The sequence below is a fragment of the Virgibacillus natechei genome (genome assembly GCF_026013645.1).
Taxonomy (GTDB): Bacteria; Bacillota; Bacilli; order Bacillales; family Amphibacillaceae; genus Virgibacillus_L; species Virgibacillus_L natechei.
Window position 1 is genome coordinate 2,022,861 of the sequence record NZ_CP110224.1, and the last position, 20,013, is coordinate 2,042,873.

At 37.1% G+C, this 20,013-nt stretch carries 17 protein-coding genes; 2 read left to right on the top strand and 15 right to left on the bottom strand.

Going from position 1 to position 20,013, the window contains the following annotated elements:
* Positions 1–113 precede the first annotated feature (113 nt).
* The 8 genes from OLD84_RS10575 to OLD84_RS10610 all read right to left on the bottom strand — a co-directional run bounded on the left by OLD84_RS10575 (position 114) and on the right by OLD84_RS10610 (position 10,171).
* Positions 114–1,379, bottom strand: coding sequence for a dihydrolipoamide acetyltransferase family protein (locus OLD84_RS10575; protein ID WP_209462874.1), 1,266 nt, complete (start codon positions 1,377–1,379; stop codon positions 114–116).
* 18 nt (positions 1,380–1,397) lie between these two features.
* On the bottom strand, positions 1,398–2,381 hold the full coding sequence (locus OLD84_RS10580; protein ID WP_209462875.1) for an alpha-ketoacid dehydrogenase subunit beta: 984 nt from the start codon (positions 2,379–2,381) through the stop codon (positions 1,398–1,400).
* 15 nt (positions 2,382–2,396) lie between these two features.
* A complete protein-coding gene (locus OLD84_RS10585; RefSeq protein WP_209462876.1) occupies positions 2,397–3,389 on the bottom strand; it encodes a thiamine pyrophosphate-dependent dehydrogenase E1 component subunit alpha in 993 nt (330 codons plus the stop codon).
* Positions 3,390–3,409: 20 nt separating this feature from the next.
* A complete protein-coding gene (gene lpdA, locus OLD84_RS10590) occupies positions 3,410–4,831 on the bottom strand; it encodes a dihydrolipoyl dehydrogenase (RefSeq protein ID WP_209462877.1) in 1,422 nt (473 codons plus the stop codon).
* Positions 4,832–4,836: 5 nt separating this feature from the next.
* Entirely contained in the window at positions 4,837–5,940 is a 1,104-nt protein-coding gene (gene buk / locus OLD84_RS10595; RefSeq protein WP_209462928.1) for a butyrate kinase, read from the bottom strand.
* A 30-nt stretch (positions 5,941–5,970) separates the two neighbouring features.
* Positions 5,971–7,065, bottom strand: a complete 1,095-nt coding sequence (locus tag OLD84_RS10600; RefSeq protein WP_209462878.1) for a Leu/Phe/Val dehydrogenase — start codon at positions 7,063–7,065, stop codon at positions 5,971–5,973.
* Between the two features lie 11 nt (positions 7,066–7,076).
* A complete protein-coding gene (yqiS, locus tag OLD84_RS10605) occupies positions 7,077–7,985 on the bottom strand; it encodes a phosphate butyryltransferase (protein WP_209462879.1) in 909 nt (302 codons plus the stop codon).
* A gap of 119 nt (positions 7,986–8,104) precedes the next feature.
* Positions 8,105–10,171 (bottom strand): sigma 54-interacting transcriptional regulator, encoded by a 2,067-nt coding sequence (locus tag OLD84_RS10610; RefSeq protein WP_209462880.1) that lies wholly within the window; start codon positions 10,169–10,171, stop codon positions 8,105–8,107.
* Between the two features lie 140 nt (positions 10,172–10,311).
* Between OLD84_RS10610 and OLD84_RS10615 the strand changes: the two genes are divergently transcribed.
* Both OLD84_RS10615 and OLD84_RS10620 read left to right on the top strand, forming a co-directional pair.
* Complete coding sequence (locus OLD84_RS10615) at positions 10,312–10,551, top strand: DUF2627 family protein (RefSeq protein WP_209462881.1); 240 nt, start codon at positions 10,312–10,314, stop codon at positions 10,549–10,551.
* 87 nt (positions 10,552–10,638) lie between these two features.
* Positions 10,639–11,988 carry an aspartate kinase gene (locus OLD84_RS10620; RefSeq protein WP_209462882.1) on the top strand — a complete coding sequence of 450 codons (1,350 nt, stop codon included), beginning with the start codon at positions 10,639–10,641 and terminating at the stop codon, positions 11,986–11,988.
* Positions 11,989–12,149: 161 nt separating this feature from the next.
* On the opposite strand, the gene spo0A is transcribed toward OLD84_RS10620, so the two are convergent.
* The 7 genes from spo0A to OLD84_RS10655 form a co-directional block, all read right to left on the bottom strand.
* On the bottom strand, positions 12,150–12,929 hold the full coding sequence (gene spo0A / locus OLD84_RS10625) for a sporulation transcription factor Spo0A (RefSeq protein ID WP_209462883.1): 780 nt from the start codon (positions 12,927–12,929) through the stop codon (positions 12,150–12,152).
* Between the two features lie 236 nt (positions 12,930–13,165).
* Positions 13,166–14,467 carry a SpoIVB peptidase gene (gene spoIVB / locus OLD84_RS10630; protein ID WP_209462884.1) on the bottom strand — a complete coding sequence of 434 codons (1,302 nt, stop codon included), beginning with the start codon at positions 14,465–14,467 and terminating at the stop codon, positions 13,166–13,168.
* Positions 14,468–14,709: 242 nt separating this feature from the next.
* Positions 14,710–16,464 carry a DNA repair protein RecN gene (recN, locus tag OLD84_RS10635; RefSeq protein WP_209462885.1) on the bottom strand — a complete coding sequence of 585 codons (1,755 nt, stop codon included), beginning with the start codon at positions 16,462–16,464 and terminating at the stop codon, positions 14,710–14,712.
* A gap of 28 nt (positions 16,465–16,492) precedes the next feature.
* Positions 16,493–16,942: a transcriptional regulator AhrC/ArgR gene (gene ahrC, locus OLD84_RS10640; RefSeq protein ID WP_209462886.1), complete on the bottom strand. Its 450-nt coding sequence runs from the start codon at positions 16,940–16,942 to the stop codon at positions 16,493–16,495.
* Between the two features lie 62 nt (positions 16,943–17,004).
* Positions 17,005–17,832, bottom strand: a complete 828-nt coding sequence (locus tag OLD84_RS10645; RefSeq protein ID WP_209462887.1) for a TlyA family RNA methyltransferase — start codon at positions 17,830–17,832, stop codon at positions 17,005–17,007.
* A 24-nt stretch (positions 17,833–17,856) separates the two neighbouring features.
* Entirely contained in the window at positions 17,857–18,450 is a 594-nt protein-coding gene (locus OLD84_RS10650) for a hypothetical protein (protein WP_209462888.1), read from the bottom strand.
* A 677-nt stretch (positions 18,451–19,127) separates the two neighbouring features.
* The gene (locus OLD84_RS10655; RefSeq protein WP_264917115.1) at positions 19,128–20,012 is read right to left on the bottom strand and encodes a polyprenyl synthetase family protein; all 885 of its coding nucleotides are present in this window, start codon (positions 20,010–20,012) and stop codon (positions 19,128–19,130) included.
* Position 20,013 lies beyond the last annotated feature (1 nt).

A 20,013-nucleotide genomic window follows, 5' to 3' on the forward strand; every position in this document is an offset into this window, starting at 1 on the left:
CAGTTATAGTCACTCATAATGTAAGCTTATCAACTTTATCTGACGTTTTCAATTCTAAATGATTATAACCGCAATACTTTTTTTAAGAAGTGGAGAATCTTGTTTACAATATTCTAGTATACGTTTGTATTGTCTTCATTTATATTTTCTAAAATTTCTTTAACACGAGCTAAGAACTTCCCACAAACAAGTCCGTCCAAAATACGATGGTCCAGTGATAATGATAAGTTAACCATATCTCTGGCAGCAAACATATCATTTATAATAACAGGGCGCTTTACAATTGACTCAATTTGCAAAATAGCAGCTTGAGGATGGTTAATTACTCCCATTGAATGAATAGAACCGAATGACCCTGTATTGTTTACTGTAAATGTTCCTCCTTGCATGTCAGCCGATGTTAAGGACCCAGAACGAGCTTTCATTGCGAGATCATTAATATCTTTCGCAATTCCTTTAATGCTTTTCTCGTCAGCACCTTTAATCACTGGTACAAAAAGTTCCTGATCCTTTGCTACAGCTATGGATAGGTTAATATCTTTTCGCTGGATAATTTTGTCTTCTGCCCACATGCTATTAAGTTGTGGAAATTCTTTTAGCGCTTGTGCTACTGCTTTTACAAAGAAAGCAAAAAACGTTAAACTAAATCCTTCTTGCTCTTTAAATTTATTTTTTATTTTATTTCTATAATTTACAAGGTTTGTTACATCTGATTCAACAGTCATCCATGCATGCGGGATCTCCTGAGTAGAGCGCACCATGTTTTGTGCGATTGCTTTACGTACGCCTGTAACCGGAATTTCAATGTCACCAGATTGTGTCGTTGGCTGTGCTTTAGGTGTTTCCTTCCTTGTTGTTGATTGCTCCTCACCGGAAGCACCCTTACTTTCTTCAGGTTGAGCTTTAACTTGAGTTGTCTGGCCGGTTTCAATGACTTTTTCAACATCTTTTCTAGTTATTCGACCGCCACTACCTGTTCCATTTACTTGTGTTAAATCAAGATCGTTTTCCTGTGCCATTCTTAGCACCGCGGGAGAGTATCGCTTTTTCATCGATTGATCTTTAGGTGTTGATTCTTCTTCCACTGTATTTTCCTTTTCCGAGTCATCAGATGATGGCTTAGCTTCACTGGATTCGCCTTCTACATCTATATGACACATTAATTCTCCAACCGCAATGGTTTCCCCTTCTTGTGCTACCAACTCTTTAATAACACCAGTAAATGATGACGGAACCTCAGCATTTACTTTGTCTGTCATTACTTCTGCAATGGGATCATATTTAGTTACTTTATCACCAGCACTCACCAACCATGAGTTAATCGTCCCTTCCGTAACACTTTCGCCTAATTGGGGCATATTAATTTTTTCAGTAGCCATTACATATCCCTCCTTTGATTAAAATTCTGCTAATTCCCGCATCGCTTTTTCTACCTTTTCAGGATTAATCATAAAATACTTCTCCATTGTTGGAGCAAAAGGCATGGAAGGTACATCAGGACCAGCCAAACGTTGAACAGGTGCATCTAGATCAAATAGACAGTTCTCAGCGATAATGGCTGCTACTTCTCCAATAATACTACCTTCCTTATTATCTTCCGTTATTAATAAAACTTTACCTGTCTTTTTCGTTGCCGTAATTATTGCTTCTTTGTCCAATGGGTAAACCGTTCTCAAATCAAGAATATGTGCATCAATACCATCTTCAGCAAGTTTTTCGGCTGCCTGCAATGCAAAATGAACACAAAGGCCATACGTAATAATGGTGATATCTGATCCTTCACGTTTCACATCTGCTTCCCCTATCGGGATTACATAATCATCTTCTGGAACATCTCCTTTTAACAGCCGATAAGCACGCTTATGTTCAAAGAAAAGCACGGGATCATTATCACGAATCGAAGCTTTCAATAATCCCTTAGCATCGTAGGGTGTTGATGGCATAACAATCTTTAAGCCTGGCTGATTAGCAAAAACGGCTTCCACCGATTGCGAATGGTAAAGCGCTCCATGTACACCACCACCGTACGGGGCGCGAATTGTTATCGGCGCACTCCAATCATTATTTGACCGATAGCGTATCTTTGCAGCTTCCGATATAATTTGGTTAACAGCTGGCATAATGAAATCAGCAAATTGCATTTCTGCTACAGGACGCATTCCATACATGGCTGCTCCAATACCTACGCCTGCGATGGCAGATTCAGCAAGTGGTGTATCTAATACACGATCTTCACCAAATTCATCATATAAACCATCTGTAGCTCGGAAAACGCCACCTTTCTTTCCGACGTCCTCCCCTAAGATAAATACTTTTTCATCCCGTTGCATCTCTTCTTTTAAAGCAGTAGTAACTGCCTCAATATATGACATTACTGGCATAGTTGCTTTCCCTCCCTACTGTTCGTATACATAGTTTAGTGCGCTTTCTGGTTGTGCGTATGGCGCATTTTCGGCGTAATCGGTAGCCTCGTTAACAATAGATGCTATATCTTCGTTCATTTTTTTCTCAATATCATCCGTTAAAATATCATGTTCTTTTAAGTAAGCAGCAAATGTAATGATTGAATCCTTCTTCTTCGCTTCTTCTACTTCCCCGCTCTTTCGATATAAACTGTCATTATCATCGCTTGAATGAGCTGTAAAACGATCCGTAATTGCTTCGATTAGTGTAGGCCCCTCTCCATTCGCTGCTCGCTCTCTTGCTGCTTTTACGGCTTCATATACATCCAGCGGGTTGTTTCCATCCACTGTATATCCAGGCATTCCATAAGCAACACCGCGATCTGATACTTTTTCCGTTGCAAGTTGTTTCTCAATTGGTACAGAAATTGCGTATTTATTATTTTCAACCATTGTTATAACTGGTAATTTATGCACCCCTGCAAAATTTAATCCCTCATGAAAATCTCCTTGATTAGAGGATCCTTCACCTAGCGTTGTAAGTGCAACGATATCCTTCCTCTCCATTTTCGCAGCTAATGCTACACCGACAGCATGCGGAAGCTGGGTTGTTACTGGAGATGATCCGGTCAAAATTCTATTTTTCTTTTGTCCAAAGTGCCCTGGCATCTGCCTGCCACCCGAGTTAGGATCTTCCGCTTTAGCAAAGCCAGACAACATAAGATCTTTTGTAGTCATACCAAAAGCTAGTACGATCCCCAAGTCGCGATAATAAGGAGCCACATAATCAAGGTCTCGATTCATTGCAAAGGATGCCCCCACTTGTGCAGCTTCTTGTCCTTGGCAGGATATTACAAATGGTATTTTACCTGCACGATTTAATAACCACATTCTTTCATCAACTCTTCTTGCCAAAAGCATTGTCTTAAACATATCCAATGCTTGTTCGTCTGTTAATCCTAGTGCTTCATGACGATTCGTTGTCATTACAATTCCCTCCTTATCGGTTACCCATGAATTTGTATTCCCTCAACAGCCAACGCAGCTTCTGCCATGACCTCAGAAAGTGTTGGGTGCGGATGAATGCTATGCGATATTTCCCAAGGTGTTGCATCAAGCACTTTTGCTAACCCAGCTTCAGAGATCATATCCGTGACGTGTGGCCCGATCATATGGATACCTAATATATCTTCTGTGGATTTATCAGCTATTATTTTTACAAAGCCATCTGAATCTCCTTGTACTAACGCTTTGCCAATTGCTTTAAATGGAAATCTCCCTATCTTGGTTTCAAACCCTTTGTCATTTGCCTGCTTTTCAGTCAAGCCTACACTAGCAACCTCCGGATTTGAATAAATACATGATGGAACATTATCATAGTCAATAGATAATGGATTTTGATTATTCATATGTTCAACAGCAACTTTCCCCTCATGTGAAGCAACATGCGCTAACTGCTTTCCGCCAATCACATCACCTATTGCATAGATGTGAGATTCTTTTGTCTGGAAATTCTGGTTTGTTTGAATAAATCCATTGTCCACGATAATATCGGTATTCTCTATACCAATATTTGTCGTATTCGCTTCTCGCCCAACCGATACCAGTATTTTATCTGCTGTGAAAGTTTCTTGCTTTCCTTCTAACTCAGCATCAATCGATACACCATCTTCTTTAACTAATGTATCTGCTAAAACTTTGGCTCCTTTTACAAACGTAATTCCTTTCTTTTTCAAAAGTTTTTCGGCTTCTTTAGCAATTGCTTCATCTTCTGTTGGGAGTATCGTATCCAAATATTCGATTACAGTAACTTCTACACCGAAGTCTGCTAACATGGATGCCCATTCTATTCCAATCACTCCACCACCGACAATCATTATAGATTCAGGTAATTGCTCCATGTTTAATGCTTCATCTGAACTCATAACATACGTTTCGTCGATAACTAGTCCGGGAAGTGATTTAGGTTTTGAGCCAGTTGCAATTAATACATTTTTAGGAACAATCATTGTATTTTCGTCGCCGTTTGCATATTCGATTGATATAGTACCTGGCATAGGTGAAAATATACTGGGCCCTAAAATCCGACCAAATCCTTCGAAGACATCAATTTTTCCTTTTTTCATCAATCCTTGAACACCTTTATGGAGCGTTTCTACTATGTTATTTTTTCTTTCTTGGACTTTCGTAAAGTTTAACGTGGCATCCGTTGTTTCTACACCAAAATCACTTGCTTCCTTTGTCTGTTTATAAACTTCTGCACTACGTAATAATGCCTTAGATGGAATACATCCTCGATGCAAGCAAGTTCCACCGAGGTCACGATCTTCTACTATTGCTACTTGCATGCCAAGTTGGGAAGCTCGTATAGCTGCAACATATCCACCAGTTCCTCCACCAAGCACGACTAAATCATAATCTTTCGCCATATGCTTTAAACTCCTTTACGATTTTCATTAATAGGATAAACGCTAGGACTTTCTTCTTTATTCAGCACCCTTAAGACACCACTATTTAATGCTTCCAATTCATTTTCGCCCGGATAAATCATTGTATCAGCTATCCAATTGACACGTTCCGTTATTAAATCATTAAATTTATCTCCATAGGCGAGACCGCCAGTTAAAATGATTGCATCAACTTTCCCATACAAAACGGCACTCATAGATCCAATTTCTTTTGCAATTTGATAAGCCATTGCATCGTAGGTTTTTTGTGCAGTCTCGTCCCCATTTTTTATTCTTTTTTCTATTTCTATGGCATTATTTGTTTTAAGATAAGCCATCATGCCCCCCTGGCCAACAATTTTTTTCATGATTTCATCTCTGTAGTACTGCCCAGAGAAACATAAAGAAACTAAATCGCCGGCTGGAACAGTTCCTGCTCGTTCTGGAGAGAAAGGTCCATCGCCATGAAGCCCGTTATTAACATCAATCACTTTCCCCTTGTGGTGGGCACCTACCGTTATCCCTCCACCCATATGTGTCACGATTAGATTTATATTATCATAGCTTTTATTTAAGTCATTTGCAGCCCTTCTTGCAACTGCCTTTTGATTTAAAGCATGAAAAATACTCTTTCTTGGAATATCTGGCACCCCTGAATACCTAGCGATGTCTTCGAGTTCATCTACTACAACTGGATCAACGATATATGCAGGTATATTTAAACCTGAGGCTATTTCATGTGCCAGAATACCACCTAAATTAGAAGCATGCTCCCCATTTATGCTATGTCGTAAATCTTGTAACATAGCTTCATTTACTTCATAAGTGCCGCCTTCAATCGGCTTTAATAATCCACCTCTGCCACAAACTGCACTCAATTTTGATATGTTAATTCCCTCATAATCCAATGTTTGAAGGATTATTTTTTTTCGAAAGTCATATTGGTCAATAATTCGATTAAAGTACGTTATTTCTTCCTGACTATGTCGGATAGTTTGTTCAAATATACAATTTCCATCAGAAAAAACACCTATTTTCGTTGATGTTGATCCGGGATTTATAACTAGAATACGATATAGTGGTTGCAAAATGCTGACCTCCGTTATGAACTATGTTGGCTATTATCGTCTACTTAATATATGATGCTCTTTGATAAGGAATTGGTTTCGAGAATTTCTTACGGATTCAATTCTTTCTTCTGCCATTCGATCTGCTGCGATATTTGTAGGAATATTGTCACGTCTAGAAATTTCAAAAACTTTATTTAAGCTGTCATAGATTGTTTCAACTTTCTTCATTGCTCGTTCTGGATTGTATCCATTCAACTCATCCGCTACATTGATCACCCCACCAGAATTAATTACGTAATCCGGTACATAAAGTATTCCTTTTTCATGAATGATTTCACCATGTTCTGATGTTTTTAATTGATTATTTGCAGAACCCGCGATAATTCTTGCTTTTATTCGTGGTATGGTTTCATCGTTAATCGTTGCCCCCATTGCACAAGGTGCATATATATCACAATCAACATCATAAATTGCGTCCGGGTCTACAGCCGTTGCTCCAAAAGCTTCAACAGCTTGATCGATAGCTTCTTGATTAATGTCGGTTACGATTAAGTTTGCGCCTTCTTTATGGAGAAACTCACATAATGTATAAGCGACATTTCCTACACCTTGAACAGCGATGGTCTTCCCGTTCAATGAATCATCACCATATGCTTCGTTTGCAGCAGCTTTTATTCCTTTATACACACCGTAAGCAGTAACTGGCGAAGGGTTACCCTCCGTTCCGTCATACCTTGAGATTCCAGTTACATAATCCGTTTCTGTATGAATTAAATCCATATCTTCTTCCGTTGTCCCTACATCTACAGCCGTAATATAACGCCCACTTAGGGATTGAACATACCTTCCAAATGCCCGAAACAATTCAGGATTTTTATCCGTTTTAGGATCACCTATAATAACTGCTTTTCCGCCTCCGAGATTCAAACCAGCTGCAGCATTCTTATAGGTCATGCCTTTCGCTAAGCGGAGTGCATCTTCAATAGCCTCTTTTTCAGAATGATACGTCCACATTCTTGTGCCGCCTAATGCTGGGCCAAGCGTTGTATCATGTATGGCAATAACTGCTTTCAATCCAGAGTTTTTGTCCTGACAAAAAACTAATTGTTCGTAATCGTATTCTTCAAGGTAACTAAATATCTCCATGTTAATTCCTCCTAAAAAGTTTTAGATGATAATAATGCTAATGATAATGAATGTATTTTACTCTCTGCTGAATCTGAACGGGATGTTAAAATAATAGGAGCACTTGCACCACTTATGATGGACGCAACCTCAGCTTCAGCAAAGTGTATAAACGATTTGTATAATGCATTGCCTGCCTCTATCGTTGGTACCATTAGAATATCAGCTGATCCTGCGACTTCAGAGTTAATACCCTTGTGTTTTGCTGCATCTAAGGAAACCGCATTGTCAAATGCTAATGGACCGTCTATAAGACAACCTTTGATTTGCCCTCTATTATTCATTTGAGTTAAAACGGCTGCGTCCAAAGTAGATTGCATCGATTGATTAACAACTTCCACCGGAGCAAGCGCAGCAACTTTTGGTTGTTCTAGCCCGATTCCATGTGCTACACGGACTGCATTATTAGTGATCTCAACTTTCTCTTGTAAATCCGGAGCAATGTTCATTGCAGCATCTGTTAAAAACAAAAGTCTTTCTTGGTTCGGTATGTTAAAAAGCGCCACATGTGATAAGACTTTTCCTTTACGCAAACCATATTCTTTATGTAAAACAGCTTTTAGTATAACATTTGTAGACATATTTCCCTTCATTAAAATTTGAGCTTCGTTATGGTGGACAGCCAAGACAGCAACGCGAGCAATTTCTGCTTGGATAGTTTCATGTCGTATTACAAGCTCAGGTGCTGCTATATCCAATTCAATACTTTCTGCAATAGAGGCGATTTCAGTCTGATCACCCACTAAAATAAAGTCGCACAAATTCTCTTCTACAGCAATTTGAACCGCTAATAATACTTCTTTATCTGCCGCATTTGCTACCGAAACAATTTGTTTAGTTTCTTGCTTCACGTAATTTTTCAACGATTTTAATGTATTCATAATTAATTACCCTCGATCCCTCCTACTCTTAACAATGCAAAAATCGTGCCAAGTCACAATCATTGTAAGCGGTTTATTTATCGGTTTTAGGAGTGTGCAATTCTTTGCGCGCATGAAATTTATTGCATGCTTGTTTTTTCTATTTTATATTTGTCCATTTTATAATAAAGATTTCGAATGGATATATTTAATTCTTTGGCTGTTTTAGTTTTATTAAATTTGTTTCGTCTAAAAGCATCCGAAATAAAATCCTTTTCATACTGGCTCACAGCATCTTGTAGTGTTAAATCCCCACCAGAAGATGTATTGCTTTCCAGTTTTACCTTTGTAGAAGGATTTTTTAATTCAGGGATATGATGGCGTCTTATTACTTCTTCATTCATGTCCATATAAATAATAGCTCGTCCTACCACGTTTTCAAGTTCTCGAATATTTCCTGGCCAATGGTATTTCTGTAAGGTACGTAATGCTTGGTGATCTATTGTGCGTACATTTCTTCCGTAATCTATATTAATCATTTGAATAATATGTTCAGTTAAATCTGGCAATTCAGCTAACCTTTCATACAGGCTTGGAATAAAAACAGGTAGTCTGTTTATGCGATAATATAAGTCCTCTCGAAAACTTTTATTCATTATAGCTTTTTCCAAATTTACATTAGTGGCGGCAATTATTCGTACATTTAACGGTATAGGATCCGTCCCTCCTACACGAACAATTTCATTCTCTTGCAATACTCGAAGTAATTTCGCTTGCATTTTCAATGAGAGTTCCCCGATTTCATCGAGAAAAATGCTTCCTAAATTTGCTTCTTCAAACAGACCCTTCTTACCGCCATGTTTCGCTCCAGAAAAGGCCCCTTCTTCATACCCGAAAAGCTCACTTTCCAATATAGATTCTGCGATAGCGGCACAGTTTACCCTAATAAATTTATTGTGTTTTCGATCACTCTCGTTATGAATGGCATGTGCAAAAAGCTCTTTTCCGGTTCCGGATTCACCCCTGAGTAGAACCGTTGCAGGGGTTCTGGCGCCTACCTTAGCTTGTTCCAGTGCAAGTTTCATTTCAGGAGAAGTTCCGATAATATCATCAAAGGTGTATTTCGCCTCTAAATTCCGAATGATTTGCCGCGCCCGCTTTAATTCGGTGGTTAAAGATTGAATTTCAGAAACATCGTTTAGAACACCAACACTCCCTTTTATTTTTCCATCCACTATCACCGGCGCAACATTTACTAATACATCTTTTTTGTTTGGCCCAACCTTCATACGGACCCCACGAACTGGCCGTCTAGTTTTAAGCACCTTCATATGCATGCTCTCACCTTCAGAAATATCGGTAGCTGCTGGCTCCCCAACTATATCCGCTTCTTTCATGCCGGTAATTCGAGTGTATGCCGGGTTAACGATAAGCCCATGTCCCGTTTCATCTACAACACTTATGGCTTCATCAGATGATTGGATGATAGCTTCTAACATAATTTTTATTTCTTTTAGATCTGTGTTTTCTTCCGCTAAATTTACAACTTCTGTGATATCTTTAAATACAGCAAAAGCTCCTATTAGGTGATCATCAGCATTTATCATCGGAATTCGAGTTGTAATTACTTGTTTGTTATTTTCCAATGAGAGCTTTTGATTTACTTCTTTTCTCTGATTTATAAGAATCTCGGGCAATCTTGTATTTGGTATCACATCTCTAATATGTTTGCCTTCACATTCTTCTTTCTTGTACCCTACAATCCTTTCAGCGCTCTTATTTACAAACTGTACAGTTTCCTGTTTGTTGATTACAATCATCCCGTCACGAATGTTATTTAAAATTAACGCTTGATTATTCATTTGGAGCTTTATTCGATCTAATAATAACTCTTTTTCATCGAAAAGCTCGGATATTATGTATGCAACTGTTCCAGGAATAATAACGGTATTTTTTTTTCTAACTTCAATCATCTCGGCTAAAACATTCTCGTTCCCTGTAGCTTCAACAATGATATCAACATTTTGATCTACCCAGCGTTTCCAATCATAATCAATTGATATATTATATCGTTTGGCTAATGCCAATCCCTTTGCATCTTTATTATGATCAACGACAGCAATGATTTCCATGCGTTCTGCAGCATATAAGATTTTTAAAAGAGATGTCCCGCCCTTGCCAGCCCCAACTATAAGTACTCGTTTCATGCGCCACCCCACCCCTGCATTATATTGCATGCTTTCATCATACGATACTATGCACGTTTTAGCAATCCTTGATTATATCTATTCCCATAAAATTTTGATATACTATGGTGAGTTTATTTTATAGTAAGAGGGGAAGTTAAATGGTTAGAATTATAGCTGTATTATTGCTGTTCATTCCAGGAATTGTAGCCGCATATGGAATAAAACTTATGCGTGATACATTATTCAATGAATTCAACCCGATTTTTTTTCATACGGGAATTCAATTTTTTCTAGGATTTATTTTTTTCTTAGGAGGACTTGGATTCATAGGTGGATTTATTGTGTACCGTGATAAGAAAAGGCAACGCACTAAAAAACAGAATAAAAAGGCAGATTAAAAGATGGTTTATTCCATCTTTTTTTAACATATTTAAAAATCTATGTTATGATAACAAATATTACAAAAATGCAGGGGGCATATAAGAATGAAAGTAGCAAAATTTGGGGGGAGTTCCGTTGCAAATGCAACGCAGATACGAAAAGTTGGGGATATAATTAAAACAGATTCAACCCGGAAATGCATTATCGTATCAGCACCAGGAAAAAGGAACAGTGATGATTACAAGATTACAGATATTTTAATACGTTTGGGGAATGCTTTTAAAAATAATGTTTCCTATGAAGAAGAATTAAATATTGTTATCGACCGTTTTAGTGAAATCATCGAAGAATTAGAACTTCCTCCATCCATTTTAATGGACATTGAAGAATCCATTCAAGGTGTATTAACAAATAACAATTATTCCACTACAATGAAGTTAGATGCTTTAAAAGCAACTGGAGAGGACAGTTTAGCTAAAATACTCAGTGCTTATTTAAGTTCAATAGGCTTAGAGTCCAATTACGTAAATCCGAAAGAAGCAGGGATAATCGTAACAAATGATCCGGGTAATGCACAAATACTTGATGAAAGTTTTCAAAACATCTATAAACTACGTGAAAAAGACGGAATATTAGTTATTCCAGGGTTTTTCGGCTACACAACTAATGGTGGATTAATTACTTTTTCACGGGGGGGATCCGATATAACGGGGTCCATTGTTGCTGCAGGCGTAAAAGCAGACCTATATGAGAACTTTACGGATGTAAACTCTGTTTATACCGTTAACCCTAAATTTGTCGACAATCCTAAAGAAATAACGACTTTAACCTATAAAGAGATGCGTGAATTATCGTATGCTGGTTTTTCTGTATTTCATGATGAAGCATTGATACCAGCTATTAACGAACAAATTCCAGTATGTATCAAGAATACGAACAATCCTAACCTACCAGGAACACATATCATTGCAGAAAAAAAGAAAGACGAGAAGTGTGTTGTTGGAATAGCTAGTGACACTGGCTTTAGTAGTTTATATGTCAGTAAATACTTAATGAACCAGGAAGTTGGATTTGGGCGGAAACTGTTACAAATTATTGAAGATGAAGACGTATCCTTTGAACATGCTCCATCCGGAATTGATGACCTTTCCGTTATTATCCGAGAGAGCAAGCTCACATCCGAGAAAGAAAATAACATCGTACAACGTATTAAAAATGAACTTAATCCAGGTACAGTAACGATACAAAAAAACTTAGCAATGATTATGGTTGTAGGTGAAGGCTTAATGAATACGGTAGGTATTGCAGAAAAAGCAACTGCTGCATTTTCTCAAGCAGATGTAAATATCGTAATGATTAATCAAGGTTCTTCAGAAGTATCTCTAATGTTCGGAGTAGAAAAAGAAGACCTCGCTCGTGCACTTCAATCCTTATATTCAGCCTTTTTTGATTAGAAAAGGCTTGGCATTTGCCAAGCCTTTTCGGCAAATGCCAAAGCTAGCACTTATGCAGTAAGAAAATTTTTCTTATCTGATGAAAAAATAATAGGCTCTAAATTAAAAAATATTACTGGAAACAAGCAACCCTTGTGAACAGTAATATTTTTTAATTTATTTTAACTTGCTTTATGCTCCAGCCGTAAACGGTCAGCGACCATTGCAATAAACTCTGAATTTGTTGGTTTTGCTTTTGAGATACTTACCGTATATCCAAACAATGCTGAAATTGAATCAATGTTGCCCCTGCTCCACGCTACTTCTATAGCATGTCGTATCGCCCTTTCTACACGAGAGGCTGTTGTATTAAAGTTCTTGGCGATATCCGGATAAAGGACCTTCGTAATAGAGCCAAGAAGTTCTATATCGTTATATACCATCGTAATTGCTTCTCGTAAATACATATATCCTTTAATATGTGCTGGAACTCCAATTTCATGAATTATATTTGTTATGCTCGATTCCAAATCCAGTTTCTTGCGTGCTTTTTGCGTAACATTATTTGAATTAGATGTAAAAACATTATTCCCATTTACTTGACGTATCTGATCTGCTAAATTATCCAAATCAAACGGCTTTAAAATAAAATAAGAAGCGCCCAAGTCGACAGCTTTTTTCATTACTTCTTCCTGACCAAATGCTGTCAGCATAATAACATTCGGCTTATTTTTTCTCTCCATCTCTCGTATATTGTTTAATACCGCTAATCCATCTATATGGGGCATAATAATGTCTAATACTAATACGTCCGGTTCTGAGTCCTCCAACATAATTAAACAGTCTCTGCCATTGTACGCAGTACCAATTACTTCAATATCTGATTGTTCCTCGAAATACTCCTCCATTAACTGTAACAATTCTTTATTATCATCAACTAATCCTACCGTAATCTTATCCACTTTAAAACTTCCTCCCTTTATGTAATAACTTTTCTACATTACACATATTCAACAAAAGTTTTAAATATCCTTCTTTTAATTCAAATAATATTGAATTTTTACCTATTTTCTTTTATTTACTCTATTTTTCATTAAATTCCGATGAATTCTGATATGTAACGACACTATTTGTCGAAAAATATTTACTCAAAAAAATCATGACTTGCTATGGGAACAATCCACAACAAGTCATCTATTTAGCCAGTCTTTTCTTGTTCTTCCTTATATATATTAATTCCTGCCTCCTCCAGCATCCATTCAATATGAACACCGTAACCAGAAGTAGGATCATTTACAAAAACATGCGTAACAGCACCGATAATTTTATCATCTTGTATAATCGGACTTCCGCTCATTCCTTGAACAATGCCGCCTGTTTCTTTCAGTAATTCCTCATCTGTTATTTGAATAACCATTCCTTTTGTTGCAGGGAATTTTTGAGGAACACTACTTACCACTTCTACTTCAAATTCTTCCACTTTTTCATCTTCAACTACTGTTAAAATCTTTGCAGGCCCTTCCTTTACTTCATGTGATAATGCTACCGGCATCGGTTCGTCATGACTTTCATTTGTAATGGTATCATTTAACTCTCCAAAGATGCCAAATGGACTATTTTTGGTAATAGTTCCTATTTCATTTTCTTTTACGGAGAATCTGGCTTGCTTCTCACCAGGTGTTCCGTTATTTCCTTTTTCAATTGAGCTCACGGATGACCTTACAATCGTTCCATCATGAATTTCGATTGGCTTTTTAGTGTCCATGTCAGATATAACATGTCCAAGTGCACCATATTTATCTGATTCAGGTTCATGAAATGTCATTGTTCCAATACCAGCGGCAGAATCTCTAATATATAAACCAATTTTATATTCGTTTTGCTTATCCATTATTGGCTGCAGTGTCGTATCGATTTGCTCTTCGCCTCTTTTAATGGTTATATTTAACTTTTCTTCATTTTCTCCTGCTTCAGTTACTATTGGTTTGACGCTTTCCATGTCTTCAATTGATTCTCCATTGATTTTCAGTATAATGTCTCCAACTTCTATCTCTGCATCCTCGCCTGGCGACAATACATCATTCTCGTTGCCGCTATCCACTTGATGATGCCCGACTACAAGTACTCCTTGTGTATGAAGGTTAACTCCAATGGATTGACCTCCCGGGGTAACTTTAATATCATCTAAAACAGATAAATTGACCTTTTTAATTGGGAATCCGGCAATTTCATAAACCAATTGGCTCGTTCTACCAGCTCCGTCAATATCAAATCCTGGTGTGTCAGTGTCTAATGCTTGGATACTTTTATCAGTTGCATCTACTTGAACATTATCCCCTAAATCTGGAACCTCCAGTGAAGATTCGTTATTAAAGGTTACCATATCAGTTGGAATGGAAAGGTAATTTTGTAACGGGGTTAAAAACGGAACTGCTAAAAAGGCAATAAGGAGCACAATCCCTATAAAAATCCTACTATTATTTGACTGTTTTCTTTTCAATCCTTTCACTCTCCTCGTTCCTAACCCATACCATTTTATTTCTGTATCTCTAATTTGACCTAATAAGACCTGTTTTAAACTGGTGAAACATAATAAAAATGTGTAACATTTCCTTTTATCATAGGAACGAAAAGATGTATAATGAGGATAAGAGGCGTTTACATAAATATACCTGTTGTATATTTCTAATTAGGGATAATTTTAATCGTGTACATCCTGCAACAAATAAAAAACCAGATATACTAGTATCTGGATTTTTTATTATTTTTATCCTTATTTTTTTTAAAAATAGATGCTAAGTCGAGTAGTTCTCTTCCATGCTCTTTTGCTGTATCCGTTAATTCTGTTCCTGTAATCATTCTGCTTAATTCTTCAACTTGGTCTTCCATTGGTAATTCAGACACAATTGTTGCTGTACGATTCTTTCCTTCACGCTTTTCGATGAATTTGTGCGTATCAGCCATTGCAGCAACTTGCGGTAGATGCGTAATACATAACACTTGGGAGTCGCTTGATATTTGAAATATTTTTTCCGCCATTGCTTGTGCTACACGCCCACTTACACCCGTATCTACTTCATCAAAAATAACACTCGTAACACCTTGATGCTTAGCAAAAATATTTTTAAGTACAAGCATGATTCGTGAAAGTTCTCCGCCTGATGCTACTTTATTTAAAGGTTTTAATGGTTCACCTGTGTTTGTAGATATTAAAAATCGAATACGATCAAATCCATTTTTATGTAAATCTATGGACATATAATCATCGTCATGGATAGCTTGTTCATTTTGTTTATGATCAAATGAAATAGAAAATGATGCTTTCTCCAAATATAGTTCTTTTAACTCTTCATGTATAGCTTTCATTAATGATTCAGAGGCTTTTCGACGAATGTCATGCAGTTGCTTTGCTTCTAAATATACATCCTTAGCGGTTTCATTTATTTGCTGAGCCAAATGAGATAAGTGGGAATCTTTATTCGTTATTTCTTCAATCTCTTCCTCGATTTTTGCCATATATTCAAGGATATCGTTTACTGTTGCACCATATTTCTTTTTCAACCTGTTTATTTCATTCAATCGTGACTCTATTTCATTTAAACGATCAGGACTGTATTGAAGACTTTCAATATGATTACGTAAATCATACGTTAATTCTTCAAGAACAAAATAATTACTGGAGACCTCTTCAGCTTTTTGGGCAATAAACGGATCATAACTACTACTGTCTTGTAGGGCAAGTTGAGCCTGGTTCAACCATTCCAGTCCTTTTTGTTCACCGTATAAGGCATTGTATGCGTCTTGGAGTGCATGATGTATCTTTTCATAATTAGCTAAGGACGTTCTTTCTTCTTCTAGATCGTCATCTTCATTAGGCACCAGGTTGGCCTGTTCGAGCTCTTTCATTTGAAATTGCAGTAAATCGAGACGATGAGCCATCTCTTGCTCATTTTCACTAAATTTTTTATATCGTGCTTTTAAGGAGGAGAGTTTATTAAATAAATCTGTATATTCTTCTTTAGCTTTTGATATTGGTTCTGGATCATACATATCCAGTAATTCAATATGATTTTCTGGATCCATTAGTGATTGCGTTTCATGCTGACTATGTATATCAATAAGTTTCTTACCAAATTCTTTTAAAATCGCCAACGTTACCAATTTACTATTAACTCTGCATATACTTTTTCCGTTTGCAGTTATGGTTCGCTGTAAAACCAACTGTTCACCCGGTATTTCGATCCCATATTGACTACCTACATGATAAATTGGATGGTTTTTATTATCGATTGTGAATAGCCCTTCTATTTCAGCTTTTTTGGCTCCATGTCTTACATAATCTATAGATCCTCGTCCACCTGCTAATAATTGAACCGCATCAATAATTATTGACTTACCTGCACCAGTTTCTCCTGTCAATACAGTAAGCCCCTCATTAAACGTAATAGACACCTCATCAATAATAGCAAAATCACGAATAGACAATTCCGTTAGCATGATAATTCATCCCCATTCGTTAAAAAACTTACAGCATACCTAGAAAACGTTCCTTAATAATTTCAGTATCTTCTTCTGTTCTACAAATAATTAAACATGTATCGTCACCACATATTGTTCCCATAATTTCTTCCCAGTTCAAATTATCAATTAATACGCCTATAGCATGAGCATTACCTGGGAGTGTACTTAACACGATAAAATGACTGGCATGATCTATCTTCACAAATGCATCCATAATTAAACGTTTTAATTTTTCCAATGGATTAAACCGTTGGTCAGCTGGCAAGCTATACTTGTATTTGCCATTTGTTGAAGGTACTTTTACAAGATGGAGTTCTTTTATGTCGCGGGAAACTGTTGCTTGGGTTACATTGTATCCCAGGTTCTTTAAGAGTTCTACTAGTTCATCCTGTGTATCTATTTCATCTTCAGTGATTAATTCACGTATTTTTATATGACGCTGAATCTTACTCATTTTTATTATCCCACCTAAAACATAAGCTTATAATAGAAGCAATTACAACTGTTGTGCATTGATTATTTACGTGCAATTGAATTCAATTCACCATGTGCTTCATCTACTTTCTGTTCTAATTCTTGATCCGTTATTATACGGCCTCTATTTGGCTTTTTCCATCCTAAATAAACCAAAAATTCAATATTTCCATCCCCTCCTGTGATGGGAGAGTGTGTAAGATCATACAATTCATATTGTTCATCGGTTGCAAATTCAATAATTTTTTTTAAAACACGTTGGTGTACACGCTTATCACGTACAATACCTTTATTACCAACTTCATCTCTATGAGCTTCAAATTGTGGCTTTATAAGTGCTATAACATCACCATTAGGCGTCAATAGATTCTTAAGTACTGGTAATATTAATTTTAACGATATAAAAGAGACGTCAATTGATGCTAAATTAGGTGTTCCATGCCTGAGCATGTCTGGTGTCACGTAACGAAAGTTAGTTCGCTCCATCACGATAACCCTGTCGTCATTTCTTAATTTCCAATCTAATTGATTATACCCAACATCAACTGCGTAACTAAGCAGCGCACCATTTTGCAGTGCGCAATCAGTAAATCCTCCAGTCGAGGAACCTACATCCAACATTGTTTTACCAGTAGCTGTTATCGAAAAATGATTTAATGCTTTTTTAAGCTTTAAACCACCACGACCTACGTATGGGATTGACCTTCCTTTAATAGTTATAGGTATGGATTCATCAACCTTCATGCCCGGCTTATCCAAGCGGTTTTGTTCGGAAAAAACAAGCCCAGCCATAATAATTCGTTTCGCCTTATCATTTGTTTCTATTAAATTTTTATCAACTAATAATTCATCCAAACGTTTTTTAGTCATTTTATTATTCCTTCTATAGCGTTCTTACGATCGTATCTTCTTATTTTCATCTGGAAGAACACGTATTTTAAATTTATTTTGCAGAAATGCAATTACCTTTCCTGAGAAAAAAATGATACTGGTCGATGAGTTGATTGCTATTGTCTTACCAACAGCTTTTCCTCCAACTGTTATAGCTGCTACCAAACTGGTCAACACAACTGATAGAACAATTTGTATCGTTGATCCTTCTCCCCCACCAAGTAAATTAGCTATTTGTAGAACAACAATTGCAGTTGCAGTACCACTTATAATTCCTGATATATCCCCGATTACGTCATTACAAAAGCTAGCAAATCTATCTGCATTTCTTGTAATTGCTACAGCCTCTTTTGCCCCGTTTACCTTTTCTGCTGCCATGGCGTGAAATGGGGTTTCATTTGCTGCTGTGGCAGCAATTCCCACCATATCAAATACAATTCCGATTAATACGATAATAAGTACAACTGTTAAGCCGATACTCCATATGACACCATTTAGGATGGATGAAGATATTATTGAAAAAATAGCCGCTAACACAAATGTGATAACGGCAATTGTTAAACTGAATCTAAGTGTTTTTTTAATTTTTTTATCCATGATCAACCTCTGTTAATTATTAAATATGTAAAGGAATGGTCAATTAAAAGGTAAAAACTGTGGCTTAGGTTCAGTAGGTTTTCCCAAGCTGTTACCCCATGTTGCCATTAAGGCGGTTCCCCATTAAAACAACCTGAGCTCCGTCACCGTAAGCTCGACTGAATTACCACTTAGACCACACTATAATCCCTTTTAAAAGTCTACGAACAGTCTAGGAGTTTTCCTCAACAGCCTTTAACCGTCCCCTAGCCTCTTTTGCAGTGCTGATTTCATAGAGTTGAAAACATCTATCCGGTGGCCATCCAGTCTGACATTTGTTAATCTAATCCCCTCAGACCACCACTCAAGGCAGGCTACGCTGCAAACAAGGTGTCCCTTTCCCCATTTCACAGGTTCATACCCCACTCCATAATGATTCCTAGGCTTAGTCACCACTACAGAAATGGGCCTCCACGGTAATCGGGTCAACGCCCACATGCCTTTGTGGATCGCCCGAAAACCTTAACTCCCAGCACTGACCCAAGGCTGGGCGCCTCAAGCCAACACAAGGAACTTCATTGATATGCCCTTTGGCGGATTTTTAGGCCCGCCTTCAGAAACGGAAGACTGACTAGAATACTGCACCATTCCTTATTACTCTTATTATACCATATTATATGAAAAAATTCTAATACACGTTAATGATCCCTTTGACTAAAGTAATCCGTAAGTGTCATTAAAAAGGTGTTTTGTGCATCTGCTTTTATTAACTCCCTTTTCGCGATATCAACATATTCTTGTTTTTGTGTTTTAGCACCCTCTAGTCCCAGAAGTTTAGGGAATGTACTTTTTTCATTACCCTCATCACTTCCAATAGGTCTACCGACTTTATCTGGATCCCCCGTAACATCCAAAATATCATCCTGTACTTGAAAAATAAGACCTAAATAATAAGCAAACTTCTGTAAGTGGGTCAATTGATCTTTTGATGCATTTCCAAGATACGCTCCTGCATAGGTAGCAAACATCAATAATTCACCTGTTTTTAGAGCATGAACATTTTCAAGTTCTGTAAGTGTAATTGGCTTGTTTTCTGCTTTTATATCCAATATTTGACCACCTACCATTCCTGCAGGACCACTGGAATAAGACAATTTTTTCATAAGTTCCACTTTTTGATTATCTGCTAAAAGAGGGTCATTTGATATTATTTCGAAACTATATGTTAGTAACGCATCCCCAGCCAAGATTGATGTCGCCTCATCAAATACCTTATGATTCGTTGGTTCGCCACGTCGAAAGTCATCGTTATCTAGTGCTGGAAGATCATCATGAATAAGCGAGTATGTATGAATTAACTCTAAAGCCACAGCTGATGAAAGAGCTTTATTCACATTTTCACTGTATGCTTCATAGCTAGCCAATAATAATATTGGTCTCAGTCTTTTCCCGCCACCTTCTACGGAATAGAGCATGGATTCCTTAATGGGTTTGGGAATATCCAAATGATAAAGATAATTCTTTAATGCATCCTGAATTATTTTTTTATTATGGTTTATATATTCAGTAAGTTTTTCGGCCACC

Excerpts from the sequence above, each read along its gene's own strand:
- OLD84_RS10575 (WP_209462874.1), bottom strand. The coding sequence starts at position 1,379 with ATGGCTACTGAAAAAATTAATATGCCCCAATTAGGCGAAAGTGTTACG.
- OLD84_RS10580 (WP_209462875.1), bottom strand. The coding sequence starts at position 2,381 with ATGCCAGTAATGTCATATATTGAGGCAGTTACTACTGCTTTAAAAGAA.
- OLD84_RS10585 (WP_209462876.1), bottom strand. The coding sequence starts at position 3,389 with ATGACAACGAATCGTCATGAAGCACTAGGATTAACAGACGAACAAGCA.
- lpdA (WP_209462877.1), bottom strand. The coding sequence starts at position 4,831 with ATGGCGAAAGATTATGATTTAGTCGTGCTTGGTGGAGGAACTGGTGGA.
- OLD84_RS10600 (WP_209462878.1), bottom strand. The coding sequence starts at position 7,065 with ATGGAGATATTTAGTTACCTTGAAGAATACGATTACGAACAATTAGTT.
- yqiS (WP_209462879.1), bottom strand. The coding sequence starts at position 7,985 with ATGAATACATTAAAATCGTTGAAAAATTACGTGAAGCAAGAAACTAAA.
- OLD84_RS10610 (WP_209462880.1), bottom strand. The coding sequence starts at position 10,171 with ATGAAACGAGTACTTATAGTTGGGGCTGGCAAGGGCGGGACATCTCTT.
- OLD84_RS10615 (WP_209462881.1), top strand. The coding sequence starts at position 10,312 with ATGGTTAGAATTATAGCTGTATTATTGCTGTTCATTCCAGGAATTGTA.
- OLD84_RS10620 (WP_209462882.1), top strand. The coding sequence starts at position 10,639 with ATGAAAGTAGCAAAATTTGGGGGGAGTTCCGTTGCAAATGCAACGCAG.
- recN (WP_209462885.1), bottom strand. The coding sequence starts at position 16,464 with ATGCTAACGGAATTGTCTATTCGTGATTTTGCTATTATTGATGAGGTG.
- ahrC (WP_209462886.1), bottom strand. The coding sequence starts at position 16,942 with ATGAGTAAGATTCAGCGTCATATAAAAATACGTGAATTAATCACTGAA.
- OLD84_RS10645 (WP_209462887.1), bottom strand. The coding sequence starts at position 17,832 with ATGACTAAAAAACGTTTGGATGAATTATTAGTTGATAAAAATTTAATA.
- OLD84_RS10650 (WP_209462888.1), bottom strand. The coding sequence starts at position 18,450 with ATGGATAAAAAAATTAAAAAAACACTTAGATTCAGTTTAACAATTGCC.